Source organism: Ferruginibacter sp. HRS2-29 (genome assembly GCF_024343615.1).
In the GTDB taxonomy this organism is placed as follows: Bacteria; Bacteroidota; Bacteroidia; order Chitinophagales; family Chitinophagaceae; genus Ferruginibacter.
Genome location: NZ_RJUB01000144.1, coordinates 311 through 25,298 on the forward strand (window position 1 = coordinate 311; position 24,988 = coordinate 25,298).

16 protein-coding genes are annotated in these 24,988 nt (G+C 44.3%); 8 read left to right on the forward strand and 8 right to left on the reverse strand.

Annotated features, from left to right (window positions below; all coding sequences use genetic code 11):
- Nucleotides 1–277 precede the first annotated feature (277 nt).
- Nucleotides 278–1,378 carry a 4-hydroxythreonine-4-phosphate dehydrogenase PdxA gene (gene pdxA, locus EGI32_RS16675; RefSeq protein ID WP_255156489.1) on the reverse strand — a complete coding sequence of 367 codons (1,101 nt, stop codon included), beginning with the start codon at nt 1,376–1,378 and terminating at the stop codon, nt 278–280.
- Nucleotides 1,379–1,663: 285 nt separating this feature from the next.
- Here pdxA and EGI32_RS16680 point away from each other — a divergent pair, with 285 nt between their 5' ends.
- The 6 genes from EGI32_RS16680 (at nt 1,664) to acs (ending at nt 14,564) form a co-directional block, all read left to right on the forward strand.
- The gene (locus tag EGI32_RS16680; protein ID WP_255156490.1) at nt 1,664–4,192 is read left to right on the forward strand and encodes a GEVED domain-containing protein; all 2,529 of its coding nucleotides are present in this window, start codon (nt 1,664–1,666) and stop codon (nt 4,190–4,192) included.
- Nucleotides 4,193–4,225: 33 nt separating this feature from the next.
- Nucleotides 4,226–7,021, forward strand: a complete 2,796-nt coding sequence (locus EGI32_RS16685; protein WP_255156491.1) for a M14 family zinc carboxypeptidase — start codon at nt 4,226–4,228, stop codon at nt 7,019–7,021.
- Nucleotides 7,022–7,184: 163 nt separating this feature from the next.
- Nucleotides 7,185–7,949 carry a 16S rRNA (adenine(1518)-N(6)/adenine(1519)-N(6))-dimethyltransferase RsmA gene (rsmA, locus tag EGI32_RS16690; protein ID WP_255156492.1) on the forward strand — a complete coding sequence of 255 codons (765 nt, stop codon included), beginning with the start codon at nt 7,185–7,187 and terminating at the stop codon, nt 7,947–7,949.
- 21 nt (nt 7,950–7,970) lie between these two features.
- On the forward strand, nt 7,971–8,801 hold the full coding sequence (locus tag EGI32_RS16695; RefSeq protein WP_255156493.1) for a hypothetical protein: 831 nt from the start codon (nt 7,971–7,973) through the stop codon (nt 8,799–8,801).
- A 184-nt stretch (nt 8,802–8,985) separates the two neighbouring features.
- On the forward strand, nt 8,986–12,390 hold the full coding sequence (locus EGI32_RS16700; RefSeq protein WP_255156494.1) for a methylmalonyl-CoA mutase family protein: 3,405 nt from the start codon (nt 8,986–8,988) through the stop codon (nt 12,388–12,390).
- 236 nt (nt 12,391–12,626) lie between these two features.
- On the forward strand, nt 12,627–14,564 hold the full coding sequence (acs, locus tag EGI32_RS16705; RefSeq protein WP_255156495.1) for an acetate--CoA ligase: 1,938 nt from the start codon (nt 12,627–12,629) through the stop codon (nt 14,562–14,564).
- 158 nt (nt 14,565–14,722) lie between these two features.
- Here acs and EGI32_RS16710 read toward each other — a convergent pair whose 3' ends face one another.
- From EGI32_RS16710 to EGI32_RS16725, 4 genes are all read right to left on the reverse strand, one after another.
- Complete coding sequence (locus tag EGI32_RS16710) at nt 14,723–15,424, reverse strand: FAD-binding oxidoreductase (protein ID WP_255156496.1); 702 nt, start codon at nt 15,422–15,424, stop codon at nt 14,723–14,725.
- A gap of 74 nt (nt 15,425–15,498) precedes the next feature.
- Nucleotides 15,499–16,068 carry a Crp/Fnr family transcriptional regulator gene (locus EGI32_RS16715; protein WP_255156497.1) on the reverse strand — a complete coding sequence of 190 codons (570 nt, stop codon included), beginning with the start codon at nt 16,066–16,068 and terminating at the stop codon, nt 15,499–15,501.
- Between the two features lie 44 nt (nt 16,069–16,112).
- Nucleotides 16,113–16,337 carry a DUF2798 domain-containing protein gene (locus EGI32_RS16720; RefSeq protein ID WP_255156498.1) on the reverse strand — a complete coding sequence of 75 codons (225 nt, stop codon included), beginning with the start codon at nt 16,335–16,337 and terminating at the stop codon, nt 16,113–16,115.
- Nucleotides 16,338–16,590: 253 nt separating this feature from the next.
- Nucleotides 16,591–19,515: a pitrilysin family protein gene (locus tag EGI32_RS16725; protein WP_255156499.1), complete on the reverse strand. Its 2,925-nt coding sequence runs from the start codon at nt 19,513–19,515 to the stop codon at nt 16,591–16,593.
- 109 nt (nt 19,516–19,624) lie between these two features.
- Between EGI32_RS16725 and EGI32_RS16730 the strand changes: the two genes are divergently transcribed.
- Both EGI32_RS16730 and EGI32_RS16735 read left to right on the forward strand, forming a co-directional pair.
- Nucleotides 19,625–20,560 (forward strand): alpha/beta hydrolase, encoded by a 936-nt coding sequence (locus EGI32_RS16730; protein ID WP_255156500.1) that lies wholly within the window; start codon nt 19,625–19,627, stop codon nt 20,558–20,560.
- Nucleotides 20,560–21,786: an S-adenosylmethionine:tRNA ribosyltransferase-isomerase gene (locus tag EGI32_RS16735; protein WP_255156501.1), complete on the forward strand. Its 1,227-nt coding sequence runs from the start codon at nt 20,560–20,562 to the stop codon at nt 21,784–21,786. Before EGI32_RS16730 ends, EGI32_RS16735 begins: the two co-directional genes overlap by 1 nt.
- Nucleotides 21,787–22,025: 239 nt before the next feature.
- On the opposite strand, the gene EGI32_RS16740 is transcribed toward EGI32_RS16735, so the two are convergent.
- From EGI32_RS16740 to EGI32_RS16750, 3 genes are all read right to left on the reverse strand, one after another.
- Entirely contained in the window at nt 22,026–22,574 is a 549-nt protein-coding gene (locus EGI32_RS16740) for a murein L,D-transpeptidase family protein (RefSeq protein WP_255156502.1), read from the reverse strand.
- 399 nt (nt 22,575–22,973) lie between these two features.
- Nucleotides 22,974–23,858 (reverse strand): outer membrane beta-barrel protein, encoded by an 885-nt coding sequence (locus tag EGI32_RS16745; RefSeq protein WP_255156503.1) that lies wholly within the window; start codon nt 23,856–23,858, stop codon nt 22,974–22,976.
- A 23-nt stretch (nt 23,859–23,881) separates the two neighbouring features.
- Entirely contained in the window at nt 23,882–24,979 is a 1,098-nt protein-coding gene (locus EGI32_RS16750; RefSeq protein WP_255156504.1) for an anti-sigma factor, read from the reverse strand.
- Nucleotides 24,980–24,988: the final 9 nt, after the last annotated feature.

A 24,988-nucleotide genomic window follows, 5' to 3' on the forward strand; every position in this document is an offset into this window, starting at 1 on the left:
ATTACGAATTACGAATTACGAATTACGAATTACGAATTACGAATTACGAATTACGAATTACGAATTACGAATTACGAATTACGAATTACGAATTACGAATTACGAATTACGAATTACGAATTACGAATTACGAATTACGAATTACGAATTACGAATTACGAATTACGAATTACGAATTAATTTTTAGCGCCGCAAGGTAATTAGATTCCAAAGAAATTAATAAATACCAAACTGAACAAACCCATTCGTAATTCGTAATTGCCCATTTTTAATTGACTTAGTTTTCATCCAGCGCAATCTTCTCATCCACCGCATTCCTCAGTACATTTGCACTCAGCTTCCTCAATGGATTGGCTTTTTGCGTAGTGATCTCCTTGCGCATATTGATGATGTCGATACATTTGTAAATGGCTTCCCTGAAAGACGATTCATCAACAGTGCCTTTGCCGGCGATATCGAAAGCGGTGCCATGATCCGGCGAAGTGCGTACCACACTTAACCCGGCAGTATAATTAACCCCTTCGCCTATGGCGAGCGATTTGAAAGGGATCAGCCCCTGGTCGTGGTACATGGCCAGCACAGCATCAAATTTTTCGTGTTGCCCACGGGCAAAGAATGCATCGGCGCTGTAAGGCCCAAAGCAGAAGATGTCTTTTTTGCGGGCTTCTGTTACGGCCGGCTTGATGATCTCGATCTCTTCCTTGCCGATCAATCCTTCATCACCTGCATGCGGGTTAAGCGCGAGCACGGCAATCCTGGGCTTGGTGATGCCGAAGTCTTTCTTCAGGGAATGGTTGATGATCTGCAGTTTGGTGTGAATATTTTCTTTGGTGATATATTTCGCCACATCGTGCACAGGTACATGTTCGGTCAATAAGGCGATCCGCATATTTTCCGCTACCATGAACATCACCACATCCTTTGCCTGGAAACTGTGCTTCAGGAAAGGAGTATGTCCGGTGAAATTAAATTCTGCCGATTGCACGTTCATTTTATGAATAGGGGCGGTTACCAGCCCGTCGATCTTTCCGGCTTTCAACGCTTCGGTGGCGATGGAAAGGCTCATTACGGCATATTTTCCGCCGAGCTCGTTCAACTGGCCGGGTGTAACCGCGATCTCTTCTTCCCAGCAATTATATACATTCACCTGCTTATGGTTGATCTTCGTAGAATCTTTGGCTGCGCTGAAACTGAAGTTGAGATCGGGCAATCCTTTGCGGTAAAAGTTGATGACTTTATTATTGGCGAAAATAACCGGCGTGCAGAATTCCAGCAGCCGTGAATCGCTGAGGGTTTTTATGATCAGTTCGATGCCTACTCCGTTTATATCTCCGCTGGTGAAACCGATGACCGGTTTGTTATCAGGTATGTTGCTCATTCTTATTCTTTTCGGGCATAAAAGTACGACTTTTCGAGTTGACATCCCGCTCTCATGAGTTGACTACTCGCGGGAGTTGTCAACTCATGGGAGTAGTCAACCCGGAACCTCGTACTTACCCCATTATTTACCAGCATTCAGCATAGTAATACTACTGCGCAATTTTACTATAAAAAAATAAATGTAGTTTTTTAGCCACAAATAAACAATAATATGCTAAAAACCACGTATTTATATTATCCAAAATTCTGTGTTCAAAAATTAATAAGTCCAAATTAATAACAAATGAGAAATCTTTACGTATCCATCATTCTCTGTTTGCTCTGTAACAGCAGCCAGGCGCAATGCCCGACCGGTTACACGAATCATACACTGGATTGGGATTATGCAGACTTCATGGTGTCTGATGGCGACTACAATGGTTATGTATCATTGGCGCAGGCCCAGACCCAGCGTTTTGCTTTTGGCACACAGCGCCTTACCATCACACATAATTACGCCGCAGGCAGTAATAAAGGGGATAATACCACCAATACCGGTGAAACAGGTTCTTATGGAACCGGCGCCGATGTGAACTTCAGTGGTGATGGGACTATCACCCTTACCTTCGATGTAGCAGTGCAGAATGTGAAATTTTCGATGTATGATATAGATCGTAATCAAAGGGTAGTATTTGGAGCCACAGATGGTGCTACCCAAAGAAATATTGCACTGACGAGGTTGGGGGGAGGGTCTTCCGTGCTTACAATCAGCAACAATAACTCTACCAATGCAAGGGTGGATGCCAGTAATACTTCTGTGAATAATACAGACAACTTCGGTACTGTAAACGTAGATATTGCCGGACCGGTAAGAACTATCACCATCACTGTAACGAACACCGGCACCAGTGCCGACTTCTGGGTTTCTGATATCACAGCCTGTACAACAGGGTCCTTCACCAATAATTATTACAACACTTCAAGGCCATTTACCGGCCAGCCAGCTTATGTATTGGCTTCACGAAACGACAGCGTGTATTATGTGAACGTTACCAACGGCGCTTCCAAATTCCTTTTTGCGGATTATGGTCACGACAGGATCAATTCCATGGCATATGATCCATACAGGCACCTGGTATATTATACTTACAGCCTCAGTGGCCCGGGAGGCACTATCAACCCCAATGAAAGGGCGTTGCGCCGTTATGATTACGAAAACAATACCCTGAGTGTTGTTACAACTGATGTACGCACACTCGGGATACCGGTATTCGACCAGGGGGTCGAATCCGGAGGAGCTGCTTTTTACGATGGTAAACTTTATCTGGGAATTGAAGGTGGTACCTCCTCTAATCGCGAATCCGTGATCTGGAGGATAGACTTCAACGGTTCATACGTTCCGCAAAATCCCGCTTCACAATTGTGGGCGGTAGAAGGAACTACGCATGACTGGTCCGATTTGGGAATCAACGATGGTATGCTGTACGACTTTGATGGTGATGCCGGAAGTGGCTTCCAGGAAGATTTTTATGTGATGAACATGGCTACTGGTGCCAACACCAATTATAAACCTAACCCTACTACATTGGTGCCACGCCAGACAGGGGTAGATTGGAACGGTAATGTATATAATATCGGTTCGCCAAACGCAATTGCTGCGGCAACTTTACAGATGTATAATAAAACATCCGGTGTTACAGGTACGGCATATAATATCACCTTCAATGGCGTAGCCGAAGTAGGTAGCTGGGGTGATGCTGGTGAAGCTTTCAAACCGAAAACGGATTTCGGAGATGCTCCGGCGTCTTATGATCCTTCCGGTGTAGATCCTGCCACACACGAGATCGTTTCAAATCTGCGCCTCGGTAATGCGGTGGGGATCGAATTTGCGAAAAAGACATCTGCCAATGCAACAGGAGATGGCTCTGAAGAAGATGGTATCTCCGGCACACCTGCGATCGGAACAATGATCTCGAATTTCACTTTACCGGTATCGGTATTCAACAATACAGGCACAACCGCTACATTAGCCGGCTGGATCGACCGCAACGGTAATGGTGTATATGAGGCTGTTGAAGGAACTACTATTACGGTGCCATCAAGCGCCAGCCAGCAGACTGTCAACCTTCTCTGGAATAATATCAACGTGACCCTGCCTCCCGGAAGTACTACTTTCCTGCGTTTGAGGATCACTACCGGTACAATGACCACCGCGAACATGACCGGTTATTACGAAAACGGGGAAGTGGAAGATCATGTGATCAACGTGACATTCGTGTTGCCTGACCAGAAAGTTTCCCTGGATGCGCAAAAGACAAACAGCGATAAAGTAACACTTACCTGGAAAGTAAGCCACGAAGAAGGGTATAAAACGTATGAGCTTCAAAAAAGCAAAGATGGTTCTACCGACTGGAACGACATCCATACACGGCCTGCAACCGGCAGCCTTACAGCGCTCAACTTCAGCTTTATTGATGTATCCCCGCTGCAACCGGTTTCTTACTATCGGGTAAAGATCACCAGCAATACAGGAGCCATCACTTATACCAACATCAGGAGAGTCGACTTCAGTACGGCCAACTCTATGACCATTTCGCCGAACCCGGCAAATAGTTATGCTGTTGTAAATATTCATGCGGCCAAGGCCGGCACCACACAATTGAACATCATCGATTTCTCCGGCCGCACCGTGCATTCGGAAAATCTGAAACTGGTTGCAGGCAGCAACGATATAAGGTTGCCCGTGATACAGAAATTGAGTGATGGTATTTACAAAGTGAGAGTGATGGTAGACAAACAGGTGATGGTATCATCGCTTGTAGTCATCAAATAATACTTCCAATAAATCCTAATAAAACCACTGTTTATGAATTTCAAAAAGAAATGGCTGCTCTCGGTGTGTGCCGCCGTCCTTTGTATCTCTTCAAACGCACAGGAAAAATATACCAAAGTAAAAATTGCCACGCCAACTCAGTCTGTAAGAAGCCTGATGATCAATTCGCTTGGTCTTGATCACTATGAAAGAGATGCTACCTCCATTACCGCTGTCATCAACAGCAGCGAGCTGGAAGATCTGCGTCACACGGGCCAGTCTTTCGAAATATTGGTAGACGATGTAGTTAAAAATACTATCGAAAGAAATAAGAATGCAGTACCTTCTATCGACAATGACCTCATGCCGATACAGGGTTCCAGCTGCCAGAAAATTGGTGTCATTGTGAAAACCCCTACCGCTTTTGGTACCGGAGGTTCATTGAGGCTTGGTGCAGCAGCAGGAAATCCCGGGTACCTTACCTATGCGGAAATGTACAATGCGATGAATGCGCTTGCTACCGCAAACCCAAACCTGGTAAAGCTTTACAGCATCGGTAAATCGGATGGGGGCCTGGATATCTGGGGAGTAAAAATATCTGACAATGCCGGTTCGGATGAGAGTGAACCGGAAGTTTTATACACAGGATTGCAGCATGCAAGGGAAGCCATCGGCGGAACCAGCCTGGTCTTTTTCATGCAGTACCTGATAGAGAATTATGTTACAAATCCTAATCCACGTATCAAAGAATTGGTTGACAGCCGGGAAATTTTTATCATACCATGCCTGAACCCCGATGGTTATACTTTTAACTACGGCGGTTCAAGCGGCTCTTATCCTACAACGGGCGGCGGACTCTGGCGCAAGAACAGGCGTAACACCGGTGGGGGCGCTTCCAACATCGGGGTGGATCTGAACAGGAACTACGGTGTTGACTGGGGTAACTGTGCAGGCGCGAGCAGTTCCTGCGGTTCTACCAACAAAACGGCGGATACTTATTTTGGTACAAGTGCGTTTTCTGAACCTGAAACACAGGCACTGCGTGCTTTCGTTTACTCACATAGCTTCGTAAATGCGATCGATCAGCATTGCTTCGGTCCATACTATTCTCTGCCTTACGGAAGGCCTTCCCTGCACACACCATTGAACCATGCTGACTCAGCTTATTATACTTATATACCTGCTTTGATGGGTATGTACAATGGCCACAGGGCAGGTAACAGCCCCGAAACAGTGAATTACGAAGTGGCAGGTGGTATCAAGGACTGGTTGCTGATGGGCGACATCGGCGCAGGTACTGTTCCAAAAACAAAGATCTACGGGATGACCGGTGAAGCAGGTGGTGGCGAGTTCTGGGCACCCGTGGCAGAACTTATCCAGCTTTGTAAGGAAAATACCTTTCAAAACCTGCAACTGGCATACGCTGCCGGCGCTTACTTCGATCTGCAGGATAAAAACGATATCAGCATCAGCGCATACAACGGCAACTTTTCTTTCATCGTAAAAAGAGTTGGTCTTAAAAACAGCCCTTTTACAGTTTCTATCGTTCCACTGGAAAATATAGAAACGATCGGTGCACCGGTTACCGCTTCTATCCCGAATTACTATGATAGCTATACAGGAAATATCAGTTACGGATTGTCAAGCAATTTCCTGGGCGGACAAAAGATACGTTTCGTGTTGAAGCTGGAATCAGACGGCATTTCTATTGTAGATACAGTAACGAAATTCTTCAACCCGCTTACATTGTTATCGGATGATATGGAAGGTTCGTTCGCCACCAACTGGACAGCCACCATTTCTCCTTCAGTTGCAGGCGGATGGGGCTTTACCAACCTGTCGGCTTTTGAAGGAAACAATTCCATGACCGAATCGCCGAATGGCAACTACACTGCCAGCAGCACACGTACCGTTACCTGCAAAACCACTTTCAACATGGCAGATGCTTCTACGGCATACCTCAGCTTCTGGACCAGGCACCGGGCAGAAAATTTCAGGGATAAGTTACAGGTGCAGGTAACTACCGATGGCGGTACCACCTGGTTGCCGATCTGCGGATCAAATATGGTATCGGAAGACAATACCACCAACGACGGTTCTCTCGGCGGCAAGCCTGCACTCACCGGTATCAGGGATACCTGGACAAGGGAACTTTTTGACCTTACAGCCTTCAAAGGTACTGCAACACTGCAGTTCAGGTTCCAGTTCACTTCTGATAACGACGCCAGCGCTTTCGCTTTCGAAAAAGACGACGGGTTCTATATCGATAACGTTAAGCTGATCAAAACCGCGAAGATCACCACACTCAATGTTAAGTTTGTAAACTTCTTTGCGAAAATGCTCGCCAACAATACCGTTCAACTGGATTGGGAAGCATTTACAGATCTGAACCACTCCTATTTTGAAGTAGAAAAAGCAACTTCCGCAAACGGTACGTATACTGTTATTGCAAAAGTGCCGGGGCTGCCTCCTTATAAATCTTATGACCTCAATCCAACTGAAGGAAATAATTTTTACAGGATCAAACAGGTGAATAAAGATGGAACTGTTACCTATAGTAAAGTGATCACGATCAACTATACAAAAGGTAAAACATCTACCATCATCTATCCGAACCCGGTAAAAGACATACTTTCTGTAAAGATTGCCAACAGCGTGAAAAGGGAAGAGGTGGTATTGAGGTTGACCAACGTATCCGGACAAGTAGTGATGCAGCAGCCTGCGGTCATCAAAACCGGTGAAACCGAGATCAGGATGAACCTTTCAACATTGCCGGCGCAGGTTTATTTCCTCAAAGTGGTGAACAGCAATAATGAAACGCTGAGTATTGAGAAGGTGATAAAACAATAAGGTGGTGAATGGTGAAACATTCGAAGGTCTTCAGCTTTTCGAATAAATAATTACAACAAAAGGGGTGAAATTTTTTTCACCCCTTTTTCTTTTCAATATTAAGTAGGTTTGCATAACTATTAAAGTTCAAAGGTTTCACCATTCACTATTCACCATTCACTTCATGTACACACTCAAAAAATCACTCGGCCAGCATTTCCTGAAAGACAAAGACATCATCCACAAAATTGTTGATGTGCTGAAGGAAGACGCTTTTACGCAATTGCTGGAAGTGGGCCCGGGTGGTGGTGCATTGACCAATGAGCTGATAAAGATCCCGGGTGTAGATTTCCTGGCGGTGGAACTCGATGAAGAAAAAGTGGCTTATCTGCAAAAGCAATATCCTTCGCTGAAAGATAAGATCATCAGCCGCAGTTTTCTCGATATCGATCAGCCTTTTAAAACCACTTTCACCATCATAGGCAATTTTCCTTACAACATTTCTACACAGATACTCTTCAAGATACTCGATTGGAAAGACGATGTGCCGGTCGTGATCGGCATGTTTCAAAAAGAAGTGGCCGAAAGGGCCGCCGCCAGGCCTGGCAGCAAAACTTATGGCGTGTTGAGTGCGTTACTGCAGCCGTATTACGAGATCGGGTATCTGTTTGATGTTCCTCCCGAAAGTTTCAATCCACCACCAAAAGTGATGAGCGGCGTTATCCGCCTGCGGCGGAAAAAAGAAATGCTGAATGTGAAGTCGGAAAAAGCATATTGGCTGTTGGTGAAAACCGCTTTCAACCAACGGAGAAAAACATTGCGGAACGCTACCAAAAGCCTTTTCTCGCCTGAAGTACTCACCGATGAGATTTTTATGAAAAGGGCGGAAATGCTCAGCATAGAAGACTTTGCGGCGCTTACTTTTAAAATGACAGGATTTGGGAACTGATTCACCTACACCTACAACCCGATGAAAATACTGCCTGTTTTATTTTTGATACTGGTATTTACAAGTTGTTATTCACCACGATACGTATACAGTCCGGCAGCGCATAATGTGCCTGTGCTGACTGCAAAAAAAGACAGCAAACTGGGAATCAATTATTCCACAAACATTGCGCAAAGAGCAAGGAATTCCGAAGATAATCACGCCAGCACTGGGGCAGGGATAGATGTACAAGGCGCTTATGCATTCAGCAAACATATGGCAGTACAGGCCGCTTATTACTGGCGTAAAGAAATGAATGAAGGCAATTTTACTTTTACCGCTGTTGATAATTCTATCTTACGTTACCGTCGCAATCTCACAGAAGCAGGGCTCGGTTATTATACCAAAATGAACGATAGCGGTACTTCATGGTTCCAGCTTTTTGGCGGCATGGGGGTTGGCGATTTCAGGTTTACGGACAAACCGATACCTGGTTCTGCAAACACGAATGAATTTTTTTACAAGACGAAACTCACTAAATTTTACATCCAGCCTGTAGTGATGGTTTTATATGATAAGTCGATATCGCTCTCCTTCTCTTCAAGATTCAGTTTTCTGAAGTTTCATCATGTGCGAACCGATTATTCCTCTACGGAGTTAAACAATTATAAACTCGACAGCATCACCCATCGTCCTGTTATTTTCTGGGAACCTGCATTTGTCAACTCTTTTGAATTCAAAAAGCTCAAAGGAGTAAAATTTGAATACCAACTCGGATTGAGCCTGCTGATGAGCAAAAGCTTTGTAGATGCCCGTGCATTTAATTTTTCCGCCGGGGCATTCGTGGATATTCCCAAAATGCTGAGGAAATAGTTGTTGCATGCCGGATGTTAGTTGTTAGAAGTTTATTCGGCAGCAGGAAGCCGGTCGTCTGTTGTCTGTTGTCTGTCGTCAGTTGTCTGTCGTCTGCCGTCTGTCGTCTGTCGTCTGTGGTCTGTGGTCTTTTTTCTGTAAATTTGCCTGCCCGATTGCACTATCAAAGTAAAATAAAGTTCATATGAGTTTTTCTATTCAGAATAAGGTAAGGATCGTAACGGCTGCGGCTTTGTTCGACGGTCACGATGCCGCTATCAATATCATGCGCAGGATACTGCAGAGTAAAGGCGCGGAGATCATCCATCTCGGCCACAACAGGAGTGTAGCGGAAATTGTGGAATGTGCCATCGAGGAAGACGTTCAGGGGATTGCTATTACCAGTTACCAGGGCGGACATGTGGAGTTTTTTAAATACATGAAAGATTTGCTGGAAGAAAACGGTTGCGGCCACATAAAAATATTCGGCGGTGGCGGTGGTACCATCCTTCCCTCGGAGATAGAAGAGCTGCAGAATTATGGCATCACAAGAATTTATAGTCCGGACGATGGAAGAAAAATGGGCCTCGAAGGAATGATCGAAGATGTGGTGCAACAATGTGATTTTGTATTGAACGGTACGGGTGATTACAAAACACCCATGACATTGGGCGAAGTGAAAGATGTTCGCAGGATCGCCAGAAAGATCACCAATGCGGAGAACGGAGTGGCAAATGAAACAGAAATTACAAAAGAAAATACCGAAAAAAAATCGCCTGTTCTTGGTATCACCGGAACGGGTGGCGCAGGTAAATCTTCGGTGACTGATGAGATCGTCCGCCGCTTTTTAAATGAATATGAAGACAAGACCATCGCTGTGATATCAGTCGATCCCAGCAAGAAAAAAACCGGCGGCGCTTTACTCGGCGATCGTATCCGGATGAATTCCATTTCCAACAACAGGGCCTATATGCGCAGCCTTGCTACCCGCGAAAGTGATAAGGCGCTCAGCCAGTATGTGGAAGAGGCGATCAGCATTTGCAAAGCAGATGAATACGATTTTATCATCTTGGAAAGTGCCGGTGTAGGGCAAAGCGATGCTTCGATCCTCGATTATTGCGATATCAGCATGTATGTGATGACGCCTGAATATGGCGCACCATCGCAGCTGGAAAAGATCAACATGCTTGATTATGCCGATGTGATCTGCCTGAATAAATTTGATAAAGCCGGAGCCCTCGATGCATTGCACGATGTACGCAAACAATACAAACGTAATCATGGATTGTGGGATGCAAAGGATGGCGAACTGCCCGTAGTTGGTACCATTGCTGCGCAATTCAACGACGCGGGTGTAAATGAATTATTCGAAAGGCTGATGGAAAAAGTAGCCGAAAAGACCGGTGTGAAATTCCACGGCGATATCGAACATCACGCACATACAACTGAAACTGCCAGCCAGTCTACCATCATTCCGCCAAAGCGTGTACGTTACCTGTCGGAAATTGCCGAAACTGTCTCCGAATATGATGCGTGGGTGAAAGAACAAAGTGAGATAGCGACTAAATTATACCAGGTCGATGGTGTTGAAAACATCCTTTCGGGATTACAAACCCCAAAAGAGGTGGAAGCTGAATTAAAAAAACTAAAAAACGCTCTCGAAGAAAAACTCGATATACCTAATAAAAAACTCCTCGACAACTGGGCGGCTACCCGTGACCGTTATAGTAAAGAATTTTATGAATTTACGGTACGAGATAAAGTGATCAGACAACCGCTTACCTACAAAAGCCTTTCCGGCAGCGTGATCTCGAAAGTATACCTTCCAAAATACAGCGACTGGGGAGATATTTTAAAATGGCAGTTACAGGAAAATGTTCCGGGAGAATTTCCTTTCACCGCAGGTGTGTTTCCACTCAAGCGTGAGGGTGAAGACCCTACGAGGATGTTTGCCGGTGAAGGTGGCCCCGAAAGGACGAACAGGCGTTTTCATTACGTGAGCGTTGGGCAACCTGCAAAGCGCCTCAGTACAGCATTCGACAGTGTTACGCTTTATGGCGAAGACCCTGCTTACCGTCCCGATATTTATGGAAAAGTGGGTAATAGCGGGGTGAGTATCGCTACCGTGGATGATGCGAAAAAATTGTACAGCGGTTTTGATCTGTGCGATCCCAAGACATCCGTAAGTATGACGATCAACGGTCCGGCGCCGATGCTCCTGGCATTTTTCATGAATGCAGCCATCGATCAGCAGTGTGAAAAATACATCATCGGGAATGGATTGAAAGATGAAGTGAATAAGATCATCGAGGCAAAATACAACATCGCGGATCTGCCCAAATATGTAGGCACAGATGGAGGCCCGGTTTCGCCACTCAAAGGGGATTTTGAAGGTAATCTGCCGGAAGGTAACGACGGCCTTGGTTTGCGCCTGCTTGGCCTGAGCGGGAAAGACGTATTGCCGCCAGATGTATATGCCACAATAAAAGCGAAGGCTTTGGCTACCGTTAGAGGTACGGTACAGGCAGATATCTTAAAAGAGGACCAAGCGCAGAATACCTGTATTTTCTCTACCGAGTTTGCATTGAAACTGATGGGTGATGTGCAGGAATATTTTATCGACCAGAAAGTGCAGAATTTTTACAGCGTAAGTATCAGCGGCTATCATATTGCTGAGGCGGGCGCCAATCCCATCACACAGCTGGCCTTTACGTTGGCCAACGGATTTACGTATGTGGAATATTATCTCAGCCGCGGCATGAAGATCGATGATTTTGCTCCCAACCTTTCCTTCTTCTTCAGCAATGGAATGGATCCCGAATACAGCGTGATCGGCCGTGTGGCCCGCCGTATCTGGGCGAAAGCAATGAAGAATAAATATAAAGCCAATGACCGTAGCCAGAAACTGAAATATCATATCCAGACAAGCGGCCGTTCGTTGCATGCGCAAGAGATCGATTTCAATGATATCCGTACCACACTGCAGGCGCTGTATGCGATATACGACAACTGTAATTCTCTTCATACAAACGCGTATGACGAAGCCATTACCACACCTACCGAAGAAAGTGTGCGCAGGGCGATGGCCATTCAGCTCATCATCAACCGCGAACTTGGTACGGCCAAAAATGAAAACCCCAACCAGGGAGCTTTCCTTATAGAAGAACTGACCGACCTGGTAGAAGATGCTGTGATGGCGGAATTCAACAGGCTTACTGAACGCGGGGGTGTATTGGGCGCCATGGAGCGTATGTACCAGCGCAATAAGATCCAGGAAGAAAGCCTTTATTACGAAACCTTGAAACATACCGGAGAATACCCGATCGTAGGGGTGAATACTTTTTTAAGTAAAAACGGGTCGCCGACAATATTACCAACCGAAGTGATCCGCAGTACCACAGAAGAAAAAGAATCACAGATCAAAACACTGGAAGCATTTCATCGGCGCCATGAGGATAAAGCAGCCTCCATGCTGAAACAATTGCAAAAAGTAGCGGTGAACAATGGTAACCTTTTCGAAGAGTTGATGGAAACGGTAAAATATTGTTCCCTCGGACAGATCACCAATGCATTGTATAGTGTGGGCGGGCAATATCGCCGCAGCATGTAAAAAGCAATTACGAATTAAAAATTAAGAATTAAGAATATTAGCACGCGTCTTCGACGCGTGTTTTCTTTGAACACAGACAATCATGATTTTTGCAAAAAAGGTCATAACACATCATAATCATCCTGAAGATCTGTGTTGCGTCCTGCGCAAACGATAGCACAATTGTATTGAATTCTTCTTTCAATAAAAAATACCATCAGATTATTGCGTAAATTGTCTTTCAAAAAAAGATGGTTATGCCTTATCCTTATCAGATAAAAAGTTTGGAAGAATACAGATCCGCGTATAAAAAAAGTGTGGAAGAGCCGGAAGCTTTTTGGGCGGATATCGCCGAAAATTTTCAATGGCGCCGCAAATGGGATGAGGTATTGAACTGGAATTTCAAAGAGCCTAAGATCGAGTGGTTCAAAGGCGCAAAGTTGAACATCACTGAAAACTGTATAGATCGTTATCTCCCCGAAATGGCTGAAAAACCTGCCATTATCTGGGAGCCGAACAATCCGGAAGAACGTACCCGTGTGGTAACGTATGCAAGGTTGCACAAGAGGGTTTGCCAGTTTGCACAGGTATTAAAAAACAATGGGGTAAAAAAAGGCGACCGTGTTTGCATCTACATGGGAATGGTGCCGGAGCTGGCTTATGCGGTGCTGGGTTGTGCAAGGATCGGGGCCATACATAGCGTGATCTTCGGCGGGTTCAGTGCACAAAGCATTGCCGACAGGCTGGAAGATGCGCAGGCTGAATTCATTGTAACGTGCGATGGTGCTTATCGCGGAGCAAAAGATATTCCTTTAAAAAGTGTGATCGATGATGCTTTGATCGGAAATAAGCTGGTGAAGAAAGTGATCGTTTATACCCGTACCCGCATCCCGGTATCGATGATCAAAGGCCGCGATGTGTGGTGGGAAGATGAAATGGAATATGCGGAAACACAGGTGGAAAAAGATGGCGTGGTCAGTTTTCCGGCAGAAGAAATGGATGCGGAAGATCCGCTGTTTATTTTATATACCTCCGGCAGCACCGGAAAACCTAAAGGTGTGGTGCATACCTGTGGTGGATATATGGTGTGGACGAATTACAGCTTTGTGAATGTTTTTCAATATCAACCCGGTGATGTGCATTTTTGTACTGCCGATATCGGCTGGATCACCGGGCATAGTTACATCGTCTATGGCCCGCTTTCGGCCGGAGCCACCAGCCTGATGTTTGAAGGGATCCCAACATGGCCTGATGCCGGAAGGTTTTGGGATATTGTCGATAAGCATAAAGTGAATATCCTGTACACCGCACCCACAGCCATCCGCAGCCTGATCGGTTTTGGAGAAGGGCCATTAAAGGGAAAAGATCTTTCTTCTTTAAAAACTTTGGGTACGGTGGGAGAACCGATCAATGAAGAAGCCTGGCATTGGTACGATGAAAATATCGGCCGCAAAAAATGCCCGATCGTAGATACCTGGTGGCAGACGGAAACGGGGGGCATCCTCATATCAAACCTTGCGGGTATCACACCGTCGAGGCCGGGTTGGGCTACGTTGCCTTTGCCAGGTGTGCAGCCGGTACTGGTGGATGAGAACGGTAAAGAAATTACAGAAAAAGATGAAGAAGGATTATATAAAGGAAATCTTTGTATCAAAGCGCCCTGGCCGGGGATACTGCGTACCACTTATGGCGACCATGAAAGATGCCGGACAAATTATTTTGCTACCTACGAAAATTTATATTTCACCGGGGATGGCTGCATGAAAGATGAAGAAGGCAATTACCGCATTACCGGAAGGGTGGATGACGTATTGAATGTAAGCGGCCACCGCATCGGTCCGGCCGAAGTGGAAAACGCCATCAACATGCACACAGGCGTGGTAGAAAGTGCCGTGGTAGGCTATCCGCACGATATCAAAGGACAGGGCATTTACGCCTATGTGATCTTCAATGGCCGCGGCACCCCCGATGAACAAACCAAAAAGGATATCAACCAGACGGTTGCCCGTATCATTGGCCCGATAGCCAAACCGGATAAGATACAGTTTGTTTCAGGCTTGCCGAAAACCCGTAGCGGAAAGATCATGCGGAGGATATTGAGAAAGATCGCCGAAGGGGAAATTAGTAATATCGGTGATATATCAACGTTGCTCGATCCTGCTGTGGTAGATGAAATTAAAAACGGGAAAGTATAATGCGTCCCTTACCCTTTGGAATAAAAACACGGTTCGATTGTTTTATCGTACTTATTTATGCTGTCGATAAAGAAAAAGAAAGGTAGTGAAAATTACAAATATTCCACTTTGCACTTCAGCGTCAATATTGCCAACCCGATATTACCTGCTGGCTATTGTCAAGCAATAACTTTCCAAAAAGGTTTTGTCTTCAGGCTTTTAGAGTCCCAATGTTTTTCATTCTTGAAATAGTGTTGTAATGCAATGCAAGTTTCTGGCTCACCTAATATATAGGCAATTCCTTTGCCTTCAAATTTAGGTAAAACTTGGATGATTTTACTTTTGACAGCATCTGCGGAAAGTGGGTTAATAATATAATAATTGAAAGGGAAACTGCCGTCAATGTCAGCAAAAATATCTTGTCGGCGATACGTATATATGAAACTGAAAGTTTTTTTGGTTTGGGGGAGGTTGCGATTGATTTCATACAAATGCGATAAAGCGGTTATGTTGCCAATCATTAAATAATAACCGGCATTATTATCTACTAAAAGTTTTCCTTTGGGTGGTTTAAAATAAATTATATCGCCTTGTTGTAGCTTTTGAATCCATGAGGCACCTTTCCCTTGTGAAAAAGTACAAATAGCAAAATCGGCAACATTGTTAAGAGGCTCGTAATTCCAAAAAGAATATTTCCTGTCTTCACAATCAAGTTGGCTGAGCGGGTTCCCTAAAAAAATATCCACTGTAAAGCCCGCCACATATTGCATTTGGTTAAAATCATTGCTCTGGATTTTTAAATGAAAAGTATGTCCGGCAATTTGTTTCTTGTCTAAAACAATACCGCTTTGTATGATTGAATTTTCTCTCAAAGGACTCATGATTTTTAATTTTTATGAGCGCAAAATTCCCGATAAAAAATTACTCGGGCTTTGATCTGTATCAAAAAATATAATTAAATTTTTGACTTTAGCCTACTCAATGTTTCCTGCGAAATATTGAGGTAGGTAGCTACAATTTTGTTTGGCAAACGCTGCACAATTTTCGGGTTAGTGCTCAACAATTGCCTGTATCTCTCTGTTGCATCTAGCGTTAGGAACGACATTAGCCTGTTAGTATTATTTACATAAGCATTTTCCAAATAATGGCGATAAAAATTTTCCCAGGAAGGAATTATCTCGAGCAGATGATAAAAGTCTTTGTGCGAAATGTAAAGTAAAGACGTTGGTTCTAATGCCTGAATAAATTCTAATGATGGTTCTTTTGAAATAAAACTACATAACGCTGTCGCAAAGTTATTTTCAAACGCTAAATAACGTGTTACCTCTTGTCCGTCTTCGGTAATAAAGAATATGCGTAAACAACCATTGCCAACGAAAAAAGTTCGTTGGCTGGTTTGACCGTGAATTACTAACAGCTCATTTTTCTCCACTTTCATGGGCTTGAAAAAAGAGAGGATTTTGTCTAACTCTTCATCTTTAACTGTTATAATTCCTTTGATGTACCTGGTAAGTTGTTCTTGCATTGTAAAATTGGGAAATAACAAATTTACAAAACCAATTTTGTTTGTTACGATTTAGAAGTTGTTTTCTCCGCTAGTTTCCTTGCGTTTGGAATGATAATAAAAGCTGCAATATATGCAACCGGCAACATCACGCTCCATGCCTTCAGGAATTTCAAAAACCAATCTTCTCTAAAACCATAATTACGCATTAGTCCTACAAACGCCATGATCAGCGTCATTGGAATTACCACAAATAATGTGTTGATGTACTTAAAATACTTTTTGTTCATTTTTTAAATTTTTGTTTGAATGTTTAATTGACGATGCAAAAGTGGGTAAATAAAAAAGCATGGTCTTTGATGTAGGTCAAAAAAAAATAGCAGGTCGAAAATAAGGCTGTCTCTGGAAAGTTTTATAGTGGTTCATTAAGTTTGCATCAACATGCAGATGGACGGTGATATTTGCAGCACCGCTTTAAAAACAAAAGCGCCCCGAAGTATTTCGGGGCGCTTTTGCATTTTATCTTTCCATCTTAGCGCGAGATCAATATCCGAAAATCTCTTCCAGCGTCAGTTTCTTCACTTCGCCATATTTTTTCAGATCATCCTGTTTCAGATTTGATTCTGAAGCCACGATGCAGTAAGTGTAAGGCTTGTTAGCAATATTTTTGCTATGGAAAGTTTTCAGTTCATTATAACCGATGTTGTCTACCGTAGTGTAAATATTCTTACGGATATCATAATTCAACCCTTTCTGCTGTGCAGTGAGGTAATTGTAGATGATGCCATCCTGCGTGATGCGTTCGGTTTCGATATCTTTTTTGATACCGGCTTTCGCAAATTCAATATTCGCCTGCACATTCGGAAGGTCGTTCAGCAATTCGTTCATCGCCAATACTGCTTCATTGAATTTATCGGCCTGGCTGCCCACATAAGCGATCGTGTAGAACGGATCTTCTTTTTTATCAGGCGATACAAAACTTGCAAAAGTAGAATAAGCCAGCGCCTTGCTTTCGCGGATCGTCTGGAATACCAATGCACCCATACCACCACCGAAATAATTGTTGAACATCGCTACATACGGCTCTTCTGCCGGGTTGTATGTGTTGCCATTCCTGATCCACCTTGTTTCCGCCTGCACCATTTTGTAATCGGCAAACAACACCTGGTTAGATGACTGCGTTGTTGGCGCAAACGAAGCTTTGGCCGGGGCTGCTGCAAATGCTGCCGGCAGTTTGTGGGCTTTTTTCAAAGAAGCAGTCAACGCTGCCAATGGTTTCGGGCCGTAGTACAATATCTTATGAGAATATTTGTACAGGTCGTGCAAAGTATTTACCAGTTCTTCAGAAGTGATTTTACCCAGTTCGTCATTACTTAAAGTATAGTTGTATGGGTTTTTTGCACCAAAACGAGCGTAAGAAGTAAGGCCTCCCAAAATGGCGCCTTTGTTCAGCTTCGCATCCGTCCTGCTTTTAGCGAGCCTGGCTTTTAAAGATTTCAACGCCGTTTCATCGGCTTTACAATTTGCCAATACATTTTCAAATAACACAACCGCTTTGTCGAAGTTTTCCTGAAGGCCTTCAATGGTTACAGTTGTGTATTCTGCACCAGCACTGATGTTGAAGCTACAGGCTATCTTATAGAATTCTTTGGTGATCTCTTCAGCACTCATTTTATCAGTTCCCAGGAACTGCAGGTATTGGGCTGCAATGCCCAGTTTTTTATCATTCCAGGTGCCATAGTCGAAGCGGTAGCGCATGCGGAAAATGCTGTTATCTTTATTCTGTACATACAACACCTGTGCAGGCCCAACATTCGCTTTTTGCAGGTCTTTATTGTAATCCAGCCAAACAGGTTTTACTGCATTAGATGGCATTTTGTTGACCATCTTCACAAAATCCGATTGTTTGTTGGCATTGGTCTCTACCGGGGTGATGATCGGTTTTTCAACTTTCACCACATTGGCTTCACCTTTTCTTTTGAAAATAACCACATAATTATCCTGCAGGTATTTGTTCGCGAAAGCGATGATATCCTGTTTGGTAATTTTAGAAAGATTGTCAACATAAGCCACCTGCTTTTGCCAATCCAGTTCGTTGGTAAATGCGTCCATCAGGTCAGAAGCCCGTGAACCGTAGCTTTCCGAAGCCTGGATCACCGTTTTCTTCTGGTTGTTGATGATAGACGTGATGAGGTTGTCGTCGAAATTTCCTTTTTTCAGGTTCTCAATTTCACCCAGCATCAATGCTTTTACATCTTCCAGCGATTGGTTTTGCGTAGCATTTCCACTCATGTACAGGATGCCGTAATCGATCAGGGTGAAAGCTGATGCAGATGCACGAAGCAGTTTTTGTTTCTTCACCAGGTTAAGGTCCATCAGGCCGGCTTTGCCATTGGTGAGGATCTGCCCGACAAGGTCTGCCAGCAATACATCCTTATCCTTGTTGCCTGGCAACCTGAACCCGATGGTCACGCTTTCCGCATCCGGGCCAACCACTTCGGCTGTGACAGGTGCTGTGATAGGCGCTTCCGGCTGAAAGGCATATTTCGTTACCGGTTTATTTTGCATGTAAGAAAAAGCGGCATCTACTTTTTTGATCATCACGTCAGGGTTAAAATCGCCGGACATGATCACCCCCATGTTGTTTGGAACATAGTAGGTACGAAAATATTTTTCGATTTCGATCAACGATGGGTTTTTCAGATGTTCGATCGTACCGATGGTTGTCTGAAGGCCGTAGTTATGTTTTTTGAAAAGTTCTGCGAATAATTTTTCAAAGACTTTTCTGCCGTCGTTATCGAGTGTACGGTTTTTTTCTTCATACACCGCTTCCAGTTCGGTATGGAAGATCCTCAGCTGAGGGTTTCGGAAACGTTCGGCCTGTACAGCAAGGTATTTGTCGATAGAGCTTGCCGGCACATCATCCGTGTAAACTGTCTGTTCAAATGAAGTGAATGCATTCGTACCCTGTGCACCCATCGAGCTCATCATTTTATCATATTCATTCGCTATCGCAAACTTGCTGGCAACGCCGCTCACACTGTCGATGCGGTGATAGATCGCTTTGCGTTGTTCGGGATCGGTCGTTTTATTGTATTCTTCATAAAGCGCCGTGATCTTGTCCAGCTCCGGCTTTTCCTTCGACCAGTCGAGTGAACCGTATTTGTCGGTTCCTTTGAAGATCATATGTTCCAGGTAATGCGCCAGCCCGGTGTGAGTGGCGGGATCGGTTTTGCTACCGGCTTTCACCGCTACATAACATTGTATCCGCGGGTCTTTGTTGGTCGGGCTCAAAATAACGGTCAGCCCGTTCTTGAGGGTATAAAACCTGGCTTTGTCGGGGTCATTGGTTACATACTTATAGGTGTAACCGCCGCTGGTGGCTTCTTTCCACTCAATGGGCTTTGTTTGCGCAGTAGCGCATACAGTTGTAATGCCTAACAAAAAGGCCATTCCTGTTTTGATCATGTCTATATATTTTTCTGGTTATTTTACGGGGCTAAATTTAGTCATATTAATAGAACTATCTTTCAATTTTATTAAGGCTTTCGCCTAATTTTGAAAATATTACTTTAAGATGAAAAAAACACTGCGGCGCGTTCTCAAGGTTATCCTTGTACTATTTATCCTGCTGAATATTGTGGTGATATTTCATGCGTATAAATTCACCCATTTTTACAATTATGGGGAGGTGACGGTAAAGCCTGCCAACCAAAAGACCGGCTGGGACAAAACGAAAGAGATCCTTTTCGGTTTCAATACTGCCAAGCGGCCCGATAGTGTTCCCGCGGGCAATTTCTCTACTATCTACTTTAGTACAAAAGATAACCTTAAACTTCAGGCATGGGATTTTAAAGTGGATTCTGCAAAAGGAACCGTGGTGATGTTTCACGGACATGGCAGCAACAAAGCGGCTATATTGACCGAGGCGGAAGGCTTTCGCCACCTGGGATACAATACCCTGCTCGTCGATTTCAGGGCGCATGGCAACAGCGAGGGAAATACTACTACCATTGGTTACAAGGAAGCGGAAGATATAAAACTGGCGTATGATCATGTAAAGATCTCGGGAGAAAAAAATATCATTCTCTGGGGTATATCCATGGGCGCTGCCAGCATCACGAAAGCCATGCACGATTATAAGCTGGAGCCATCCAGGGTGATCCTCGAAATGCCTTTCGGTTCATTGCCGGATGCCGTGAGGGGGCGTATCAAAATGATGCATTTGCCGGCAGAGCCATTAAGTACGCTGCTGACATTCTGGGGTGGAACTATCCGTGGTTTCTGGGCGTATAACCTGAAACCCGAAGAATATGTGAAAGACATCAAATGCCCCGTGTTGCTGCAATGGGGAAAGAATGATCCGCGGGTGACAGAAAAAGAAACCAATGCGGTATATGCAAATATTAAAACTGCCAAAAAACTGGTGGTGTACGAAAACAGCGGCCACGAAAGCCTTTGCAAGAAAGAGCACGAAAAATGGATGGCCGAAATAACCGCATTTTTACCATAATGAAACCATCAGAGATCTCCATACTGGATTATACCTATGACCTGCCGGATGACAGGGTCGCATTGCACCCGCTCGAACAAAGGGATGCGTCTAAATTACTCAGTTATAAAAAAGGAAAAATATCAGAAGATGTATTTTCCAACATCGGTGATCATTTACCCGAAGGGTGCCTGCTTGTTTTCAACAATACCAAAGTGATCAATGCACGCATCAGTTTTTTTAAAAGTACGGGGGCCCGTATCGAGGTGTTTTGCCTGGAGCCTTACGAAAGTGTAAATGAGTACGTTACGGTGATGAGTAAAACGGGAAGTGTGAAATGGAAATGTTTTGTCGGCGGTGCCGCAAAGTGGAAAGAAGAGCGTATTCAAAAAGATATTGTTGTCAATGGAAAGCCTGTTTCACTTTATGCAGCCAGGTCTGGAAAGGAAGGAGAGGCTTATATTGTAGAATTTAGCTGGGAACCGGCAGATATCAGCTTTGCTGCCATTTTACAATCAGCCGGTAATGTGCCATTGCCGCCTTATATCAAACGTACCACCGATGACGAGGATGTATCCCGCTACCAGACCATCTTTGCGGAGCATGAAGGATCCGTGGCGGCGCCTACGGCAGGGATTCATTTCACCGAAAGTATTTTTGAAAAATTAACAGCAAAAAGCATTCAGCGGTTGTTTGTTACGCTGCATGTGGGTGCCGGTACATTCAAGCCGGTAAAAGCCGAAAAGATGGAAGGGCATGAAATGCATGCGGAATATATCGATGTGAGCAGGGGAGCTATTGAAGAATTGTTGTGTTACGAAACTGTAGCTGCTGTTGGTACCACATCCTTGCGCACGCTCGAATCTTTGTACTGGCTTGGCGTGAAAGCCTCACTGGATCCTTCAGCAAAACAACTCGACATCAGACAATGGGATGTATATGAACCTCGCCTGCGGGATATGGCATTGCCGGCCAAAGACGCACTTACTGCTTTACTCAGCTGGATGGAGGAAAACGGGCAGTCAAACATTTTTACCCGTACACAATTGCTGATCGCACCGGGATATCGCTTCCGGATTGTCAAAATACTCATTACTAATTTTCATCAGCCACAGTCCACATTACTGTTACTCGTAGCGGCGGCCATCGGCGATGACTGGAAAAAAATGTATGCGTATGCAATGGAGAATGGGTTCAGGTTTTTGAGTTATGGGGATGGGAACGTGATTGAAGTCAATGGTGAATAGTGAATGGTGAATGGTGAATGGTGAAATCTTCGGGGCATGTAAATTAGCTTGAATTTTATGCAATCAGGAATTTTTTAGATAACAAAAAGCGCAATCATTTCGATTGCGCTTTTTGTTATACCAGTATTAAAAACTTCTGTAAATAAAAACTTGATTTAAAAACAACCTTCGAAGGTTTCACTATTCACTATTCACTATTCACTATTCACTATTCACTATTCACCATTCACTTACCAATCCTATGGTTGAATGGTAACGTTGGTGCCTACTGGTATGTAACTGAACAGGTCCTTCATCTCCGTATATTTTACCGACACACATCCATCGGTCCAGTTGTAAAAATTATCTACGGTCCATTCTTCTTCGGGCCGGGTGGCGTGAATTGCTATCCCATCGCCGATGCGGGCATTTTTAGGGATCAATCCCTGTGCTTTACGCTCGTTGAATCTTTTATAACTTTCGTTGGTAGGATAATCCAGGAGTAGTTCCGGGCCCCATTTCGGATGGATCTTTTTGAGGATGATCTTGAAACTGCCGGTAGGCGTACGTTTATCACCTTCCCTCATTTTGTCGCTCAGGTCTTTGCTGCCAAATACGATGGGGTAAGTGGCATACCAGCCTTCATCGTCGAATACTTTCAATTCGTAATCGCTTTTGTCGACGATGATGTAATAAGGGTTTTCTGAAGTGCTTACTTTTTTCAGTTTGGTCGATCGGGCGGGCATATAACCCATCAAAAGGCTCATCGGAACCAAAGCCAGCAGAGGAAGATAAAAGCGGTGTTTCATTTTTCAGGAGAATTTTGCTTTGATTGTCAACGCCCGGTCACCGTTAAATATTTTATCGTGTGGGTAACATTGACAATCTGTCGTGAAAATAAATATTTTTTTATACCGGCAAGCTAAAAAAAGGTGAAAATTTTTAAATGTGGAAAGCTAGGGTACGGGTGTCGGGTGACGGGTTTGTTGATCGTGTAAAAGGCTTAACCGCGGAGAACATGAGGGAGCAGAGTTTTGGCAGAGATAAACTGAATTCTGTGAGAACTTCTTCCCGTCTTCCCGGCTAATTTGTCGGGAAGACGGGAAGAAAAAGAATTGAGTTGATAACCCATCAGCTGCGGTTGCCTTTTCAATAAAAAACCCCTCGCCTGCAAGCGAAGGGTTTACCCAAAAAGTAATAAAAAACTATTACCAGTTACTTAACCTGATACCAACGGTGTATGGTTTGATATCAAGTGTATGTTCAAACATAGATTTCGGACTGTAAGAACCGTACAACCTTACCGGGCCAAGGCCAAGCTCTGCTACATAACTCAGCTTGAATCTTTCCAGGTCGTATTCGCCTTTGTTCTTTTCTTTACCACGTTCGTCGCTGCGTTGTTTGTTGCGCTGGCTGTAAAGATATCCGGCACTAACGCCTACGCTTAAACTAACCCCTTTTTTAGAACTGGCCCTGTTGGAAGCGAAGTTCAGCATCAGCGGCACTGTGAGGTAATCGGCCGCAAGTTTGTTTTTGCTGAACGAAATGGAATCGCGGAAAATGAACGCGCCGGTTGTTTGTGCACCGCCGCTGTATGGGATCACTCCATTTTCCTTAAAGCTGATATTAGATTTAAAACGGTAGTTGTTCAACTCCAGTCCAAGTCCGTATTTCAGGTTGATATTTCTTTTCACCAGGCTCAGGCGCTGCATGAAGAACCAGATATTCACATTCACACTTTTGCCTGTGCGTAGCTTGAAATCGTTGCCGGAAAATGCCGGAGACCCTGGCCTGTTTACAAGATACCCGCCGGGGTTGGCATAATTCGTCTGATCGTTGTAGTTAGCAAAACCAAGATCGAGAACGAAGAAATTGGTACTTACTTTTGAATTCGATCTCCTGCTGGAATAAGTGCGCTTCATTACGATGGAGCTGCTGTCATTTCCGCTGCCTCTTTTTCCTTTTTTGATGATGAGTATGTTGCCGATACGCATGGTGTCATTGCGTTCTTTAATTACTCTTACAGTGTCATTTTGGGCATACGCTACTGTGCAAAGCATTGCCATTGCTAATAAAAGTGTTAGCCTTTTCATATACGTTGTTTTAATTGTGCTGATTATTTTAGTGCGATTTCAAAGCCTGCGATCTTTAATCCGTTCCCGGTTTTGATGTTGGCTTTACGGGTAATGGTTCTTTTTATTTTTCTAAAAAATCCTGCAGCTTTTGTCCGGGAGACGTCTTCCTCGTTCAAATACAGGATGCGGTCATCATTGGTTTCTTCGGTCAGGCTCGCTGTTGAGGCAATGCTGTTCTTCTGCACATCGAGCATATTGATATCCCTCAGGTCCGGTTTCTTTTGAAGGGCGCTGATGGCCATTTCTTCATTCGTTTTTTCCGGGCTTATCTTTTCTACCTGCTGGCTTTTGTGAACGGCCAGCAAAGGGGTTTCTTCAGGTATTTCTTTTTTGGTTAGCGGCAACACTTTTTCCACAGGTACTTTTACTTCTTTGTTGCTGGCCATCTGCTGCCGGGGCTTTCTTTCTTCCGCCTGTACATCGTCGGGTGTAATAGCTTTTACATCTGCTGTATTGCTGTTGGCGGTTTCAGGAGCAGTTGACGCACTGTTTTTTTGCTGGTCAACACTTTCCGTTTTTGTTGCCAGTTCGCTGCCGGAACCTTCTGTTTTAATACTGGCCGTGCCAGGGTTTGCTGTTTCTTTATTGTTGATAAAAGTGATGGTGGCAAAAAATCCTGCGCCTATCAATACCGCAGCTACTGCCCATCTTACAAATCTTCCTGCAACCACGTTGTCTTTTTCTTTGCGGTATAGCAGGTGTTTTTGTTCAAAGATCACTTTATCATCCGCATCTAGTGTTGCCAGTTGCAGGATGTTCCATTCTTTTTGCAGGTAGGCATCTGCGCCGATAGTTTTTTGCAATGCACCTGCTTCTTCCTCATCCAGTTCCTTATCCAGCAGCATCAGCATTTTTTCTTCCATCGTATCTTCTGCAAGCGAGGTCCTGAGCAGGCTGTTTTTATCAAATACCGGCAATTCATCCGGCGTAAGCACCACATCCTGCAACTGCTGCAATTCTGCCTGCAGGTCGGGATTTTGTGCTACGAATTCTTCCACGGTTTTTCTTTCCGCTACAGACAACTCGTTGTCGATGTAGAGAAGAAAGATTGTTTCGTAATTATCGCGGTTGATGTTCATTTAATTAAT

Bases quoted from the DNA above. Each gene is read 5' to 3' on its own strand.
- EGI32_RS16695 (WP_255156493.1), top strand. From the start codon at position 7,971: ATGAAAATACTGCCTGTTTTATTTTTGATACTGGTATTTACAAGTTGT.
- EGI32_RS16740 (WP_255156502.1), bottom strand. From the start codon at position 22,574: ATGAAACACCGCTTTTATCTTCCTCTGCTGGCTTTGGTTCCGATGAGC.
- EGI32_RS16720 (WP_255156498.1), bottom strand. From the start codon at position 16,337: ATGAACAAAAAGTATTTTAAGTACATCAACACATTATTTGTGGTAATT.
- EGI32_RS16725 (WP_255156499.1), bottom strand. From the start codon at position 19,515: ATGATCAAAACAGGAATGGCCTTTTTGTTAGGCATTACAACTGTATGC.
- EGI32_RS16715 (WP_255156497.1), bottom strand. From the start codon at position 16,068: ATGCAAGAACAACTTACCAGGTACATCAAAGGAATTATAACAGTTAAA.
- EGI32_RS16710 (WP_255156496.1), bottom strand. From the start codon at position 15,424: ATGAGTCCTTTGAGAGAAAATTCAATCATACAAAGCGGTATTGTTTTA.
- EGI32_RS16730 (WP_255156500.1), top strand. From the start codon at position 19,625: ATGAAAAAAACACTGCGGCGCGTTCTCAAGGTTATCCTTGTACTATTT.
- rsmA (WP_255156492.1), top strand. From the start codon at position 7,185: ATGTACACACTCAAAAAATCACTCGGCCAGCATTTCCTGAAAGACAAA.
- EGI32_RS16735 (WP_255156501.1), top strand. From the start codon at position 20,560: ATGAAACCATCAGAGATCTCCATACTGGATTATACCTATGACCTGCCG.
- pdxA (WP_255156489.1), bottom strand. From the start codon at position 1,378: ATGAGCAACATACCTGATAACAAACCGGTCATCGGTTTCACCAGCGGA.
- EGI32_RS16700 (WP_255156494.1), top strand. From the start codon at position 8,986: ATGAGTTTTTCTATTCAGAATAAGGTAAGGATCGTAACGGCTGCGGCT.
- EGI32_RS16750 (WP_255156504.1), bottom strand. From the start codon at position 24,979: ATGAACATCAACCGCGATAATTACGAAACAATCTTTCTTCTCTACATC.
- EGI32_RS16685 (WP_255156491.1), top strand. From the start codon at position 4,226: ATGAATTTCAAAAAGAAATGGCTGCTCTCGGTGTGTGCCGCCGTCCTT.
- EGI32_RS16745 (WP_255156503.1), bottom strand. From the start codon at position 23,858: ATGAAAAGGCTAACACTTTTATTAGCAATGGCAATGCTTTGCACAGTA.
- acs (WP_255156495.1), top strand. From the start codon at position 12,627: ATGCCTTATCCTTATCAGATAAAAAGTTTGGAAGAATACAGATCCGCG.
- EGI32_RS16680 (WP_255156490.1), top strand. From the start codon at position 1,664: ATGAGAAATCTTTACGTATCCATCATTCTCTGTTTGCTCTGTAACAGC.